We start from the raw sequence: 14445 nt of genomic DNA on the forward strand, positions 1-14445 counted from the left end.
GCTTAGCTTTGAAAATTAAGCAACTGCTTGCTCTAAAATTTCGCGGCTTTCTTTAAGCGTAATAGCTTGGTTTTCACCAAGTGCCAGCATGCCGTGTGCTTCAAGTTTGCCAATAATATTGTCAATAGCAGCGGCTTTATCATCGCCATGTTCAGTAAGCTGGGTCGCTACGTCAAGGCTGTGGTAAAACGCTTCGATTGCTAAAATTGTTTTCTCAGCTAAATCGTCAGATTGCTCAAGACCAAATACGTTTTTACCCATTTGCTCTAGTTTTGCTTTTTTAACTGCAAATTGGTTGCGTAGTAAAGAAGGCTGAACAATAGCAAGTGAACGAGCATGATCAACGCCGTAAGCAGCTGTAAGCTCGTGGCCAATCATGTGTGTTGCCCAATCTTGCGATACACCAGAACCAATTAAACCATTAAGTGCTTGGTTAGCTGCCCACATAAGGTTTGCACGCCATGCGTCGTCTTGGTTTTCAAAGTTATCGCCCAGTGTTTTAAGCGTTCTTAAAAGTGCCTCTGCGTAACCTTCTTGAACCAATGCTGTTTCAGGGAATGTTAGGTACTGCTCACAGGTATGTACCCATGCATCTACTAATCCATTCACAAGTTGGCGCTGTGGTAATGTTTTCATTACATCAGGGTCCATAATCGCAAATTTAGGAAGTACTTCTGGTGATGCAAACGGTAGTTTTTGCTTTGTTGCTTCTTTGCTCACAACTGAGTTTTGGTTAGACTCTGAACCCGTTGCAGGCAATGTTAATATTGCACCAATTGGTAGTGCGCTAGTAATAGTGTGCTTACCAGTAGGAATATCCCAACCTTCGCCATCATAAACTGCAGATGCTGCAATGTATTTAACGCCGTCGATTACTGAACCGCCGCCTACACCTAGTACAAAGTCGATGCCTTGTTCTTTACAAATTTTTACTGCTTGGTCTAGTACTTCTATAGTTGGGTTAGCGCCTACACCCGAAAATTCAACCCAGTCAAAGCCTTCAAGTGCTGCTGCAACTTGGTCGTACACGCCGTTCTTTTTAATTGAACCGCCGCCGTACACTACAAGTACCTTTTGATCCTTTGCGATCAAATCAGTTAGTGAGGCAATTTGTTCTTGGCCGAACTGGATAAGTGTTGGGTTTACGTAGCTAAATTTCATTATTTTGCTCCTAAGTGACGGTTAAATACTAAATATAATGCTTAGTTACTAACTAAGCTAAACTTCAATGAGTGCATATTAGTGGCAAAACAAACATAAAAAAAGCCCAATAACTCGCAAAAGCTTGCCTAAAACTGTCAGGATTGATATTTTACGCAAAATTCGTACGATAGTAGAAGTTTTAATGTCCTCAATAGCCAACATGATGCAAAAATTTGCAGAGCACAATAATTTACTTAACTTTGAAGGCAACATGGAAACCATTATTCCAGGTGTGTATTTTCATCGTGCAAGTAAAAGCTCGCCGCGCCAACCACTTATATATAACTCAGGTATTATTATTGTTGGGCAAGGACATAAGATAATTCATTTTCCTGATCATCAAATAAAATATGGTGAAGGCGACTACCTTGTTTTAGGTGTACCTGTGCCACTTGAATGCGAAGCTTTTACCGATAACAACCTGCCTGTTATGGGGATTGTTATAGATATAAACCCGGTAATGTTACATAAATTAGTAAACCAAATTGGTACACATAAGCCATTCACCACTGGGCAAATGAGTGGCGTTCAATCGGCTAAAATAGATGGCGCAATGGAGCAAGTAACCCACCGTTTACTTAGCGTGCTTAATAACCCCATTGAGGCTGACGTTTTTGGCGAAGATATAGTAAAAGAATTGGTATATCGTGTACTTTGTGGTCCACAAGGACATACTTTAATAGGGCTTGCTATGCATGATGGGCATTATGCGCGTATCGCCCGTACGCTCTCAACTATGCACAGTAGTTATGCCAATCAAATTACAGTTGAGGGGTTGGCTGAAGATGTAAACATGAGCGTATCGTCGTTCCATCGTGCTTTTAGGCAAGTAACATTTGAGTCACCTTTGCAGTATTTAAAAAAAGTACGCTTAGCTAAGGCTAAAGAGCTTATAACCAGTAGTGGAAGCAAAGCCAACGAAGCCGCATTAAAGGTTGGCTATACCAGTCCATCGCAATTTAGCCGCGAATTTAAACGCCACTTTAATAAAACCCCCAGTGAAATGTTAATTCAACTACATAACTAGGTAATAGTTTTAGAGATGTAAATTAACCGAGCTAGTCAATCTTAAGCACTGCTTTTTTGGTGCTTAGCATAGCTTGCTTGGTAAATTGGCGATTAATAAATTGGCTAAAAATAATAGTAAATAACGTTGAGAAAATGGCAGCTGTTGCGTACACCTGCCAAATCATAAAGTTATGTTTTAACATAAACGCAATCACCGCAAAAAATACACACCCACCTAATGAACCAATAATACCGCCATTAAGAATTTTAAACGTTGAGGCTTGTTTGTCACTAAAATGGGCAACACTGCCCATTACCGCTAAAATAACCGGAAAGGTAGATATTAACCCGCTCCATGCAGACCCTATATGCTGCGATATAAACGTAACAAGCACGATAAAGCTCGTCACTAATATCATTTTTACCGGAAGCTCCCAGCGGGCATTTAATGGTTTTGCATCAACTGATATATTTAGCTTTGTAGAGATAATAGTTAAACCGAGTAAAATACAAAGCGAAACCACACTCGCCACAATAATATTCACTGGTAAAAATAAAGTAATAACGCTAAATACGCACCAAATACTCAACGCTGTAAAAAGCGATTTAAGCATTCCAAATCTTCGTGATACAACCAAGTAACTAAAACAAAATAAGCCTATACCGCTCATACCATAAAGAGAGGCCACCGCTGAGTTAGCTGCAAATAATTTACCTTGCTCTAATGCTATAAAATAAGAAATAGGCCCAGAGGTAATAGGCAAGCCAGGAATTATGCCGCTAACAAAACTACCAAAGCGTTTTTGGGCGAATGTTATTAGTAAAATAAGCAAAGGTGCAATTATGAGTTTAAGCAGCATAAATAACAATAAAGTATGAGAATTGAAATTAAGTCTACGTGTCTATACCTACATTGTAGAGTGAATAAAAATCATGCATGTAGCGTAATTTTTTTCACCTGTAAATATTAACTAATTTATCAAAACACTGATTAATAGTTATAAAAAAACCACTTATTAAAGTGGTTTTTTTAGCTTAACTTAAACAACAGCATTTATACTTTTTTAAATAAAACCTCTGGGTTTACCATGGTTTTCATTTCAAGCACATTGCCATTTGGATCTTCAATAAAAAACGTTTCTTGCTCAAACTCATCACCAATAAATCGGCGGTATGGTTTATCTAAGTATTCAATACCCGCATCTTCAATACGTGTTTTTAACCCGTTAAATTCATCTTCAGATAGGTGAATCCCAAAGTGAGGTACCGCTACAGCTCCCATATCTACATCATGGCGAACTGTTGGTAGGCGCTCAACACTTTGGTGCAAGGTAAGTTCATTACCCCAAAAATCTATATCTACCCAACGACCTTCTTCACTGTTACCCGTTTTACAGCCTAGTACGTCACAATAAAACGCTTTAGCCACTTTTAAATCGCCAGCCGGAATAGCCAGATGCAAACAGTTAGACATAAATAACCCTTGGTTAACACTTTAATACATTAAATTATCGCCATTATACATAACTTGTGATTTATAGAACATTAACAGCGGCACTATTAAGCATATTTAATACCTAAAATCCGTTTAAAAAACACGTTTTTAAAGTTTGTAATTACTTATAACATTTATTTGTTAGAGAGTATTAGAAAGCGCAAAAGGATTAGTTTAAAATGCGCCGCTATGATTAAATTCTTATTTTTAAAATTCATCACTTTCTTTTTAGGCTTTGTAGCTTGCTTTGCTATGCACACTACTTTTGCATTACCTTTAGTGATTTCTGCTGCGCTAACGGGGCTTATTGGCTCGTTTATTCCTTTTCCTGCACTTTATAAAAACCATCCGTATGCTGCAATTTATGCTGGTAGCTTTGCAGGTATGTGTTCAACTCATTTAATTACCAGTTACTGGGAAATTGCTATTATTTCGCTTATTGGCTCAAGTTTGTATGTGCTTACTATGAATATGTTTACAGGTTTTGGTGGCAAGCTTGGCAGCGTAGCTTTTGCAAGCGTAGCACTTTTTGTATTAGCCAAAGGAATTGTATTATGAGTATTGAATACCCATTACTTGTACTGCTTGGGGCTTTTTTAACATTTTATTTAGCTAAGCATAGTCGCTTTGACGGGGTTAGAGCGTCGTCTTCACTTTCTATTATTGCTTATTTAATTTTTAGCGCTTTAAATTTGAACCCCGATTTATACGCAATTGTATTTTTTGGCGGCACATTCATAGGTATGAGCGCCCCACATCGATTTGGTATTTATACTGTAGCAAGCTCATCTATTTTATTTTCAATCTTATTTGAATTTCTTGTACCAAAACTTGACGGCTATGGCGGTGCATTGGGTATTAGTGCATTTTTATCTGTATGTATTTGCCATACTTGCATTTTATTAGGTGCCCCAAGAAGTAAAAAACCGCCACCAGTTCAATAAAAAGTGGAAACTAGGCTGATTTTTATCCTGACATTAACTTTAATATATTTAAAAATTAGAGTGTAAAATATTCATGTTTTAGCCTGTTCCTTTTTTCTGCAAGTCTGTTAGAATCTTCCGCGAACTTTATTTACCCTAAATAAAGACAATCATATATGGATTTATGAAAATGAAAAAACTAATCGCAGTAGCAGCTCTATCTTTACTTCCTTTCTCAAACGCAATGGCTGACCAAGATATTGGTTGTGGTCTTGGTTCTATGTTATTTGCTGGTCAGCAAGGTAAAGGCGTTAAAATTTTAGGCGCTACAACAAATGGTACATCTGGTAACCAAACTTTTGGTATCACTTTTGGTACTCTTGGTTGTGATGGTACTGGTACAGTAACTTCTTCAGAAAAAATCGCTTTATTCATTGACGGTAACATGGAGCAACTTGCTCGTGATATGTCAAAAGGTGAAGGCGAAACTTTAGCTACTCTAGCTGAAGCTTGGGGTGTTGCAGATCAAGATAAAGCAGCGTTCAATAAGCTTGCTCAAGCACAGTTCTCTTCAGTATTTACTTCTGAAAACGTGACTTCACAAACAGTTTTAGAAAACCTAAACACTGTTCTTGCAAGTAACGCACAACTTGCTTCTTATACTCTTTCTTAATCAGCTAAATTAGCCGGTTTTATACGTATAAATAAAGCCGCTGGAGTATTTCTCTAGCGGCTTTTGTAATTTAGTGATTATGAAAAAAATATTATTTGGTTTACTGCTCGCTCTTTTTAGTACTTACTCAAACGCTCAAAGTATTGAAACAAATACATTAGCAACACACCCTTACTGGCTTAAATTAGGTCACTACCGCTTGGCCACATTAGGCGATTGGAAAAGTGAAGTAGACAGTGCTGAGTTTTTTTTATCTCCTGTAGGTAAAACAAGCCCATATGACGAACTTAAAGCCACTATAGCCGCATTTAGTGGTAAAAATACTGACCCAAAAACAACACAATATCGTTGTCGGTTTCCTGCACGTTATAAATGGCTAAAAACAAAAATTGAAAATAACTGGCCCGAACTTAATTGCCCAGAGCTACAGGCGTGGCAAAAAATAATAAACCCTAAAGGGGTTACGTTAGTTTTTCCAACTGCATTTATGAATAGCCCATCATCAATGTTTGGCCACACTTTACTTCGTATTGATGCAAAAGATCAGACTCGCCATAAAGAGTTGCTCGCGTTTGCCGTTAACTTTGCAGCAGAGCCTGATGGCTCAGATAACGCAGCTATGTATGCACTAAAAGGCTTGATTGGCAGCTACCCAGGTAAGTTTTCGCTTATGCCGTACTATAAAAAAGTACGCGAATATAATGACTTAGAATCTCGTGATATTTGGGAATACAAACTTAATTTATCAGAGCTACAGGTAGAGCTTATTTTATTGCACTTGTGGGAGCTACAATTAGCTACATTCGATTACTTTTTTATTGATGAAAACTGCTCTTACCAATTACTTGCATTATTACAACTTGCACAAGAGGACCTTGATTTAACATCGTCATTTAATATGCAAGCTATTCCATCAGATACCGTTGCAGTACTAAGAAATAACAACTTATTACAAACACCTAATTACCGCCCTGCTTTTGGTACTAAGCTATACCATTACTCTACTCAAATGACTGACGAACAACTTGATGATGCAAGAGAGTTAATGCAAGGTGGCTCCCTCAATACTCGTAATTACTCACAGTCGCAATTAGTCGCTATATTAGAAATGGCGTATGAATGGTTAAATTTTGAATTTTACGATAAAGCGTTAAATCGTGAAGAAATTGCCCCGCGACTAACTAAGCTACTCCTAATGCGCAGCAAATATAATGTAGCTTCGCCATTTACTAAGCCAAGCCGCCCTATTGCTTCCCCTGAGCAAGGTCATGGTTCTTCTAAAGTATCGCTAGGTAGGGTACAAAATAATAACCAAGCAAACCTTACAAATTTTGGTTATAGGCTTGCGTACCATGACTTACTAGATAGGCCTGAAGGTTTTATAGCGGGTGCACAAATTAGTTTTTTTGATTTGGAAGCCGCTATTACTGACGAAGGAAATGCAGATATTGAACATTTTTACTTATTAGATGCTATGTCGCTTGCACCCGATAACCGCGTATTTGATAGCTGGTCGTGGAACTTTAAAATGGGCTTTGACCGACAACCAAGTGACAATAAACGTTTAGGCCGCTTTTTTACAAGAGGAGGTTATGGTAAATCTTATGGCGATCCTAATAATCTACACGGCTATATTCTTGGTCAATTTGAGCTAAATACAGGCGATATAACCGACCGACTTAGTGCTGGAATAGGCAGCGAAGCCGGTGTAATTTGGCAAATAAACAATAAGCATAAACTCGCTTTAACTGGCAATATATTATGGCTAACTGATAACGCAGCAAGTAAGCACAGCGAAATAGCTATAACATGGAATTACGCTGTTTCTCGCAATTTATCGCTGCGCAGCAAAGTACAGCATGCTCAATGGCATAGCCATAATTCATCAATGAGTTTAGCTATGCAGTTTTACTTTTAACTTTCTCAATATTATTTATATTTAATGCTACTTGTAGGGTAGCCAAATAGCACTCTACATTTAGCTTTTATTCCCGATGCCTTATAAACACTTTTCAATAAGTGCTCCCACTGATGAAACGTAATAACGACTGGGTTATTGCTATTAAGCTGCCCTATAATGCCGTATTTACAAGGCTTTGATTTATCTTCTTCTACAAAGGTGCCAAATAACTTATCCCAAATAATAAGTACACCTGCAAAGTTTTTATCAAGGTAGCCTGTATTTATTGCGTGATGAACTCGGTGATGCGAAGGCGTATTAAATACTTTTTCAAACCAGCCTAACTTACCCACTATTTGAGTATGTACAAAAAATTGATACGCCAAATTTAATGCAACCACGCTAAATAATGTTAGCGGTTCAAATCCAATTAAAATCATAGGTAGCCAAAACACCCACATACCGGCTAAGGGGTACATTAAGCTTTGCCTAAATGCGGTGGTGAAATTCATTTTAGTTGAGCTGTGGTGCACCACATGTGCAGCCCACAACCAATGAATATGATGCGATGCTTTATGAAACCAATAATACAAAAAATCTTGCAGTAAAAATGCAAATGCAATACTTAATACACTCACTTCAATATCAAACAATCTATAGTCATACAACCAATTAAATAAAGGCATTAACAGCAGTAACGCAATAGCATCTGCGCCTTGGTGTAATAGCGCTAACACTGTATTTGCTAGGCTATCTTTTATGTCGTAATAGCGCTTAAACTTAATAAACTCACAGCAAACAAATATCAAAAATAACGGGCTAAGAGCGAGCAAAATAATTTCTGAGTTCATACTTTACCCGCCAAAAAATAATTATTTAAATTGTTTAACGCTTGGGTTATATCTTTTGTAATAATATATTTAAGTAATGCATTTGGCATCCACCATGGAGCTGAGCAGCTTATGCAATAGTTAAGTTCGGTAACTAAAGTATTGATGTCTTTATTTGCACTGAGGTATATATCGCCTCGATGATTAGCTACTGGTTTATCGCCTACTATTTGGTAACTGATCTGATTTTGATCGGCACTGATTATTTGCTCTGAAAAAGTTATTTTACCTATTTTAACTTGCCTAACAGCTCCTTTCCCGCCTTCTATTTGCCCTTCGTTTTGTGCTTGTAGCAGCTTAAATTTGGCATTAAAAAATCGATGCAACTGTTGATGATCCAATAGTGTGCTTATTATTTGCTTTGGCTGTGCATTAAGCGTTTGTTTAATTGTTATAAGTATCATTTTTACAGCAAGAGGTTATTAGGCATTCAACTAGCATATAAAAATTTAACGTGGCAAACTTGCTAATACACGACTATTTTTTAGCTTTAGATGACAAATGCACACATTAGCTGATCATTACTTTTCAAGTATTCTTGATTACTTACAAGCGCAAGGCATTAGTACTAAAACGGCTTTGCACGCTATTAGCTTTGACGAATTTAGTAATCAACGTACCCATCAATTAGCGCCGCGTATTAGTTTAAATAGTTACAATGCTTTATTAGTTTATGGCAAGAAAACACTTAACGATCCTCTTTTTGGTTTTACCCTAGGTCAGCAAATTCGCACTGCTGACTACGGCGTTTTAGGTTACTTAATTGAATCAAGCGATAACTTAAGCAGTGCCATTAAAGCATTGTTAAGCTACGACAGCTTGGTGGCTGATATTGGTAAAGCCAAGTTTGAACTAAATACTGATACAGCAACTATTCGTTGGATTGCTCATCAAAGTTGTAATGAGCATGTTGTTTTACGAAACATGACCGCGTGGGTAAGTGTGATTCGCCAGTTAATAAATTTAACGCTTTCGCCAAGTAGTATTAGTTTCACTTATAATTGGTTGCCATCGCAAAGGCGCGCCCTTGAATCATGGTTTAAATGCCCTGTAAAAAGCAGTGCTGAATATAATCAAGTTAGTTTTCCGAGCCATTATTTAACGCTGCCCTTTAAAACCGATAACGCCATTATTAATTCTACCTTTAAGCAATTGTCAGAGCAGCAACTCTCTAACTTTAAAAGCCAGCAGTGTATTGACGATAAAGTTAATCAGTTACTTACAGCTAAAACTACTTTGCAAAACTGCAACCTAATAGGCATAGCTGATGCGCTTAATTTAACACCCCGAACGCTACAACGACGCTTAAAACAACAAGACTTAACCTTTGCTCAACTACTTGAAAAAGAACGTAAAAAACGTGCAGATACATTAATAGCCAGCATGCCACTTGCTGATTTATCTAATATGTTAGGATTTAAAGATCAAAGCTCTTTTAATCGAGCTTTTTTACGCTGGCATAAATGCTCGCCATTACAATTTATAAAATACAAAACAGCAAGAACAGCCAAGTAAGTGCAAATTATTTACGTTATATAAACATAATATATATATGTTTTAGTTAATACTCTCTACACTAGGTGTATTATTGCTTTAAAAGATTTTTTATGTTTTTGCGTGTTTTATTAAGTGCTTTTGTATTTATTTTATATAGCCCCCTGTGTAACGCCGATTCGGTTACTTTTATAGCTGAAGACCTTCCTCCTTATCACTTTAAAAATCAGCAAGGTGAAGTAAGCGGCGCTTTAGTCGACATTGCTAAAGCAGTTGTGAAGCAAACAAACTTAACCGCTAATTTTGAAATAATGCCTATGGCCCGCGTTTTTAAGGAGCATAAAACAAATACCAACGCCATAATGTTGTCTTTGTTAAAAACCCCAGAGCGGATTAATAAATATACGTGGTTAGGCGAAGTGTATTTTGCAGATGCTTATTTAATTAGCTTAAAAAGCCATGTAGATGAAGTTGTTCACTTAAATTTTGCTAAAGAGTATAAAGTAGCAACCATTCGTGGCTACCTGAGCGAAGCCTACTTAAAACAAAAAGGCTTTACCGAAAATAACAATTTAATACTGGTCAGTTACTATAATCAACTTTGGCAAATGCTTTATAAAAACCGGATCGACTTTGTAGTAACTAATACACTTACACTTAATAACGAGCTAAAAAGCCTAGGACTCGATCCTAGCCTAATAACAAAACGAATTCATTTAAGCGATCTTCCCTCCTCACTTAATTTTGCAGCAAGTAATCAACTTAATCCTAAAACAGCTAAAGCACTCTCTGACGCATTAAGTAACATTAAAGAAAATGGTGAATACCATGCCATTTTAAACAAGTGGCAACTTTTATTACCAAACACGACTAACTTGCAGCACTAACCATAGTTAAAGCCCGACATTAGTTATTGGCAGTGGTTATTTAGTTATTTGCTAAACGCGGCAAAGCAAACTACAAAATTAAAAATCTCCTCTCCCCCAAAATAGACTACACCTTAGCGCCAAAATCTACGTTAAACATCACTAAATGAATAGCCAAGCACATAAAAAATACATACCGCAAACACTTCCATAAAAGCCGTTAAAAAACACCTAAACCAAATTGGTATAACAAAAAATCATTTAAAAAATATTTAATTTTACTAATTGGTAAGTTTTAATTGTTAAATTGGTATGCTAGATTGAGATTAAGCGATGCCTGTACCGCACAATTTTTACTTCATCACACAGAGACAATAATGATAAAAAATACATCCACATTTAAACTTACGGCTTTAGCCGTTATCACCCCTTTACTTTTTACCGCTTGTTCAAGTACCCAAAGCACTAATCAGCAAAGCGATGCGCCGGTACCTGCAACAAAGTTTGATTTATCTCACTGGAAAATAAATGTACCAGTGGATTTAAACAACGACGGTAAAATTGATGAAATAGATGTAGAAGAAATTCAGACTTACGCACACCCTGATTTTTTCTATCTTGATGATAAAGGCTACATGGTATTTACCTCCCCTAATAAAGCGCTTACAAGTGCTAACTCTACTAATACCCGTAGTGAACTTAGACAAATGATCCGTGGATCAAATACTAAAATTAAAACTAAACACTCTAAAAACAACTTTGCTTTAGCTGTTCACCCGCTATCTGACCGATTTGGTTCTGTTGGTGGAAAAATGGAAGCAACATTAAAAGTAGATCACGTTGCGCTACGTGCTACCGACCCTGATAAAAAAGCGGCTTACTCGGTTGTTGTAGGACAAATTCACGCAGGTAAAGATCAAGCACTTATTGATACCAAGCTTGGTTATGGCTGGGGTAATGAGCCACTTAAAATATATTACAAAAAATGGCCAGGGCACAAAACAGGCTCAGTTTTTTGGAACTACGAACGTAACTTAGCTAAAACGAATCCTGACCGTACAGACATTACTTACCCTGTTTGGGGTAATACATGGGAAAACCCTAACGAGCCAGGCGGTGCAGGTATTGCACTAGGTGAAGAATTTAGCTACACGGTAAATGTGTATAAAAATGTTATGCACCTTACATTTAGCGCACAAGGCAAAGAAGACGTTAACTACTCTATTAACTTAGGTAATAACGTAGATGCTTATGGCAAAGTGGACGAAAAAGATCATCCACATGGTTACGCTGCAGATTGGCATTACTTTAAAGCCGGCGCTTATAACCAATGTAGTACTAAAAGCGCCAAAGGTATTTGGTACCCAGGTTGTTTAGGTACTGGCGATTGGACTACAGATAAACAAAATGGCGATTACGCTCAAGTAAGCTTTAGTAAACTGGAGTTAAGCCCAGCGACACCGCCAACAAAATAACTTATTAGGCTAAACAGCTTCAGATAAGTAATTTTTTAGTGATGTAAACAATGGCGTTGGTAGATTATTAATATCGCACCAGCGCCACTTTAAACATTTATTAGGCTCTTTAAGCTCAGGCTCTCCGCCTTCAAAATCAGCTTTTACATACAGCGTAATATAGTGTTTGTTTTCAGCTGTAAAAATATCATTGGTAAAATCAAGCTTAGTAATTTTACTTACCTTTAAACCTGTTTCTTCAAACACTTCTCGTATTGCACATTGCTCAACACTTTCACCAAACTCTAAATGTCCACCAGGTGTTGCCCATGTATTAGCACCATGCGCGCCAATGCGCTCACCTAGTAAAATTGTGTTTTGATGCTTTATGATAACCGCCACACCAACTCTTACTACGTTACTCATATCGTATTTTCTCTTATTTTTACTGCCCGCCATGCTGAACCACACGCTTTGTATTGTCAATTTTGTATTTTTAAAACCAGTGTGTTGATTAACTTTTAACCGACCAAGGTCGAATAGCTTGCTTGCTAAAAAAAGCCTACATTTTGTAAGGTCTCTCACACATAAATTTAGCTTTAGGAGCCTTACATGTCAGGCAAATATAAACAGCAATATAATGCCTTTAAGCAAAACCCAGCCCAATTTTGGCTCGAACAAAGTAAAAATATTCCGTGGTATAAAACCCCCACAAAAGCATACACACAAGACGACGACGGGCTTTATCATTGGTTTAGCGACGGGCAATTAAACACCAGTTTTTTAGCGCTAGACCAACACGTTATTGCCGGGTTTGGCGAGCAAACTGCACTGATTTACGACTCTCCAGTCACTAATACAAAGCAAACTTATAGCTACTCACAACTACAACAAGAAGTTGCTAAATTTGCAGGCGTAATACAATCGTTAGGTGTTACAAAAGGCGATCGCGTTGTTATTTATATGCCAATGATCCCACAGGCGGTTATTGGTATGTTGGCGTGCGCTCGCCTTGGTGCTATTCATTCGGTGGTATTTGGTGGGTTTGCTGCACACGAATTGGCTGTACGCATTGATGATGCCAAGCCCAAACTTATACTGAGCGCCTCATGCGGTGTTGAAGTAAACAGCGTTATTGAATACAAACCACTTATTGATAACGCAATAGACTTAGCTGCGCACAAAGTAGAACACTGCGTTATTTATCAGCGCCCACAAGTAACCGCCACTCTTAAGCCTAAACGAGACATAGATTGGACTCAGGCAATGCAAACGGCTGCAAGCGCAGATCCGGTGCCTGTAAATGGTAGCGATCCGCTTTATATTTTATATACCTCAGGCACGACAGGCACACCCAAAGGCGTAGTGCGCGAAAATGGCGGTCACGCAGTGGCAATGCAATACAGCATGGAAACCGTTTATGGTATGAAGCCCGGCGACGTATTTTGGGCAGCGTCTGACATTGGCTGGGTAGTTGGGCACTCTTATATAGTTTACGCGCCGCTAATGTATCGCTGCGCGACCGTATTATATGAAGGTAAACCGGTTAAAACCCCCGACGCCAGTGCATTTTGGCGCGTGGTTGAAGAATATAAAGTAAATGCATTATTTAGTGCCCCCACCGCCTTTAGAGCAATTAAAAAAGAAGATCCAAATGCCGATGGTTTTAATCAATACGATACCTCAAGCTTAAAACGTTTATTTTTAGCTGGCGAGCGATTAGACCCTCCCACTTACGAGTGGCTTAAAGAAAAAACCAAACTGCCAGTGCTCGATCATTGGTGGCAAACAGAAACCGGCTGGGCTATTGCTTGTAACCCTGTAGGGCTTGAGTACTTAGCAACAAAACCTGGCAGCTCTACCGTGCCTACTCCAGGTTTTGACGTGCGAATATTAGATATGGATGGCAATGAATGCGCAGCTAACGAGCAAGGCGCCGTGGTAATTAAACTGCCACTTCCACCAGGTTGCCTACCAACTATTTGGCAAGATACCTCGCGTTTTAAAGCAAGCTACCTAAATGAATACGAAGGTTATTATTTATCTGGCGATGGCGGTTATATTGATGAAGACGGCTACCTATTTATTATGGGCAGAACCGACGACGTTATAAATGTAGCAGGGCATAGGCTTTCTACTGGCGAAATGGAAGAGATAGTAGCCGCGCACCCTGCTGTTGCTGAATGCGCTGTTTTTGGTGTGAACGATCCCCTCAAAGGGCAACTCCCTATGGGAATGATCGTGCTTAAAAATGATTTTATGGGCTCAAGTACCGACGTAGAACAAGCGCTTGTTTTAAGTGTTCGTAATCAGATTGGCGCTATTGCGTGTCTTAAAAATATAGTTAGCGTAGAGAGGTTACCTAAAACACGCTCGGGTAAAATACTGCGTAAAAATTTGCGCCAACTGGTTGATGGCGAAGAGCTACAAATACCTTCAACCATAGACGATGCCAGTATCTTTGAAGAAATAAACCAACAACTAACACAAAGATAAACCCAACCAACCTATCTAAAGCCATTTTTATAATGGCTTTTTA

Annotated in this window: 15 protein-coding genes; 9 read left to right on the plus strand and 6 right to left on the minus strand. The window is 38.2% G+C overall.

The window, feature by feature from the left end:
• Positions 1–15: 15 nt before the first annotated feature.
• Complete coding sequence (locus tag AAEY68_RS10165; RefSeq protein ID WP_007587207.1) at positions 16–1161, minus strand: iron-containing alcohol dehydrogenase; 1146 nt, start codon at positions 1159–1161, stop codon at positions 16–18.
• Positions 1162–1345: 184 nt separating this feature from the next.
• On the opposite strand from AAEY68_RS10165, the gene AAEY68_RS10170 reads away from it, so the two are divergent.
• A complete protein-coding gene (locus AAEY68_RS10170) occupies positions 1346–2230 on the plus strand; it encodes an AraC family transcriptional regulator (RefSeq protein WP_024589735.1) in 885 nt (294 codons plus the stop codon).
• Between the two features lie 31 nt (positions 2231–2261).
• On the opposite strand, the gene AAEY68_RS10175 is transcribed toward AAEY68_RS10170, so the two are convergent.
• Together AAEY68_RS10175 and AAEY68_RS10180 are read right to left on the minus strand one after the other, a co-directional pair.
• Positions 2262–3071, minus strand: a complete 810-nt coding sequence (locus tag AAEY68_RS10175) for a hypothetical protein (protein ID WP_350585888.1) — start codon at positions 3069–3071, stop codon at positions 2262–2264.
• Between the two features lie 194 nt (positions 3072–3265).
• On the minus strand, positions 3266–3685 hold the full coding sequence (locus AAEY68_RS10180) for a VOC family protein (RefSeq protein ID WP_010554617.1): 420 nt from the start codon (positions 3683–3685) through the stop codon (positions 3266–3268).
• A 273-nt stretch (positions 3686–3958) separates the two neighbouring features.
• Here AAEY68_RS10180 and AAEY68_RS10185 point away from each other — a divergent pair, with 273 nt between their 5' ends.
• From AAEY68_RS10185 to AAEY68_RS10200, 4 genes are all read left to right on the plus strand, one after another.
• Complete coding sequence (locus AAEY68_RS10185) at positions 3959–4264, plus strand: hypothetical protein (RefSeq protein WP_024594103.1); 306 nt, start codon at positions 3959–3961, stop codon at positions 4262–4264.
• Positions 4261–4650, plus strand: coding sequence for a hypothetical protein (locus AAEY68_RS10190; protein WP_007587227.1), 390 nt, complete (start codon positions 4261–4263; stop codon positions 4648–4650). The genes AAEY68_RS10185 and AAEY68_RS10190 overlap by 4 nt, the downstream gene beginning before the upstream one ends.
• 169 nt (positions 4651–4819) lie before the next feature.
• Positions 4820–5302 (plus strand): DUF3015 domain-containing protein, encoded by a 483-nt coding sequence (locus AAEY68_RS10195; protein WP_024589733.1) that lies wholly within the window; start codon positions 4820–4822, stop codon positions 5300–5302.
• A 79-nt stretch (positions 5303–5381) separates the two neighbouring features.
• A complete protein-coding gene (locus AAEY68_RS10200) occupies positions 5382–7220 on the plus strand; it encodes an Lnb N-terminal periplasmic domain-containing protein (protein ID WP_024594104.1) in 1839 nt (612 codons plus the stop codon).
• 11 nt (positions 7221–7231) lie between these two features.
• Here the strand turns inward: AAEY68_RS10200 and AAEY68_RS10205 are convergent, their stop codons facing one another.
• Together AAEY68_RS10205 and AAEY68_RS10210 are read right to left on the minus strand one after the other, a co-directional pair.
• On the minus strand, positions 7232–8053 hold the full coding sequence (locus AAEY68_RS10205; RefSeq protein ID WP_024594105.1) for a sterol desaturase family protein: 822 nt from the start codon (positions 8051–8053) through the stop codon (positions 7232–7234).
• Positions 8050–8496 (minus strand): SRPBCC family protein, encoded by a 447-nt coding sequence (locus AAEY68_RS10210; protein ID WP_024594106.1) that lies wholly within the window; start codon positions 8494–8496, stop codon positions 8050–8052. The genes AAEY68_RS10205 and AAEY68_RS10210 overlap by 4 nt, the downstream gene beginning before the upstream one ends.
• A 97-nt stretch (positions 8497–8593) precedes the next feature.
• Here AAEY68_RS10210 and AAEY68_RS10215 point away from each other — a divergent pair, with 97 nt between their 5' ends.
• From AAEY68_RS10215 to AAEY68_RS10225, 3 genes are all read left to right on the plus strand, one after another.
• Positions 8594–9607 carry an AraC family transcriptional regulator gene (locus AAEY68_RS10215; protein WP_024594107.1) on the plus strand — a complete coding sequence of 338 codons (1014 nt, stop codon included), beginning with the start codon at positions 8594–8596 and terminating at the stop codon, positions 9605–9607.
• A 92-nt stretch (positions 9608–9699) separates the two neighbouring features.
• Positions 9700–10473: a substrate-binding periplasmic protein gene (locus AAEY68_RS10220; protein WP_024589728.1), complete on the plus strand. Its 774-nt coding sequence runs from the start codon at positions 9700–9702 to the stop codon at positions 10471–10473.
• Between the two features lie 356 nt (positions 10474–10829).
• Complete coding sequence (locus AAEY68_RS10225) at positions 10830–11927, plus strand: polysaccharide lyase family 7 protein (RefSeq protein ID WP_024594108.1); 1098 nt, start codon at positions 10830–10832, stop codon at positions 11925–11927.
• Between the two features lie 9 nt (positions 11928–11936).
• On the opposite strand, the gene AAEY68_RS10230 is transcribed toward AAEY68_RS10225, so the two are convergent.
• Positions 11937–12332: a nucleotide triphosphate diphosphatase NUDT15 gene (locus AAEY68_RS10230; RefSeq protein ID WP_024594109.1), complete on the minus strand. Its 396-nt coding sequence runs from the start codon at positions 12330–12332 to the stop codon at positions 11937–11939.
• A gap of 186 nt (positions 12333–12518) precedes the next feature.
• On the opposite strand from AAEY68_RS10230, the gene AAEY68_RS10235 reads away from it, so the two are divergent.
• Positions 12519–14402, plus strand: a complete 1884-nt coding sequence (locus AAEY68_RS10235) for a propionyl-CoA synthetase (protein ID WP_350585889.1) — start codon at positions 12519–12521, stop codon at positions 14400–14402.
• Positions 14403–14445 lie beyond the last annotated feature (43 nt).

Origin of the sequence: Pseudoalteromonas sp. RB2-MNA-CIBAN-0110 (assembly GCF_040309305.1) — a bacterium.
In the GTDB taxonomy this organism is placed as follows: Bacteria; Pseudomonadota; Gammaproteobacteria; order Enterobacterales; family Alteromonadaceae; genus Pseudoalteromonas; species Pseudoalteromonas arctica.

Coding starts and splice junctions, on each gene's coding strand:
- AAEY68_RS10165 (WP_007587207.1), bottom strand. CDS start 1,161: ATGAAATTTAGCTACGTAAACCCAACACTTATCCAGTTCGGCCAAGAA.
- AAEY68_RS10170 (WP_024589735.1), top strand. CDS start 1,346: ATGTCCTCAATAGCCAACATGATGCAAAAATTTGCAGAGCACAATAAT.
- AAEY68_RS10175 (WP_350585888.1), bottom strand. CDS start 3,071: ATGCTGCTTAAACTCATAATTGCACCTTTGCTTATTTTACTAATAACA.
- AAEY68_RS10180 (WP_010554617.1), bottom strand. CDS start 3,685: ATGTCTAACTGTTTGCATCTGGCTATTCCGGCTGGCGATTTAAAAGTG.
- AAEY68_RS10185 (WP_024594103.1), top strand. CDS start 3,959: ATGCACACTACTTTTGCATTACCTTTAGTGATTTCTGCTGCGCTAACG.
- AAEY68_RS10190 (WP_007587227.1), top strand. CDS start 4,261: ATGAGTATTGAATACCCATTACTTGTACTGCTTGGGGCTTTTTTAACA.
- AAEY68_RS10195 (WP_024589733.1), top strand. CDS start 4,820: ATGAAAAAACTAATCGCAGTAGCAGCTCTATCTTTACTTCCTTTCTCA.
- AAEY68_RS10200 (WP_024594104.1), top strand. CDS start 5,382: ATGAAAAAAATATTATTTGGTTTACTGCTCGCTCTTTTTAGTACTTAC.
- AAEY68_RS10205 (WP_024594105.1), bottom strand. CDS start 8,053: ATGAACTCAGAAATTATTTTGCTCGCTCTTAGCCCGTTATTTTTGATA.
- AAEY68_RS10210 (WP_024594106.1), bottom strand. CDS start 8,496: ATGATACTTATAACAATTAAACAAACGCTTAATGCACAGCCAAAGCAA.
- AAEY68_RS10215 (WP_024594107.1), top strand. CDS start 8,594: ATGCACACATTAGCTGATCATTACTTTTCAAGTATTCTTGATTACTTA.
- AAEY68_RS10220 (WP_024589728.1), top strand. CDS start 9,700: ATGTTTTTGCGTGTTTTATTAAGTGCTTTTGTATTTATTTTATATAGC.
- AAEY68_RS10225 (WP_024594108.1), top strand. CDS start 10,830: ATGATAAAAAATACATCCACATTTAAACTTACGGCTTTAGCCGTTATC.
- AAEY68_RS10230 (WP_024594109.1), bottom strand. CDS start 12,332: ATGAGTAACGTAGTAAGAGTTGGTGTGGCGGTTATCATAAAGCATCAA.
- AAEY68_RS10235 (WP_350585889.1), top strand. CDS start 12,519: ATGTCAGGCAAATATAAACAGCAATATAATGCCTTTAAGCAAAACCCA.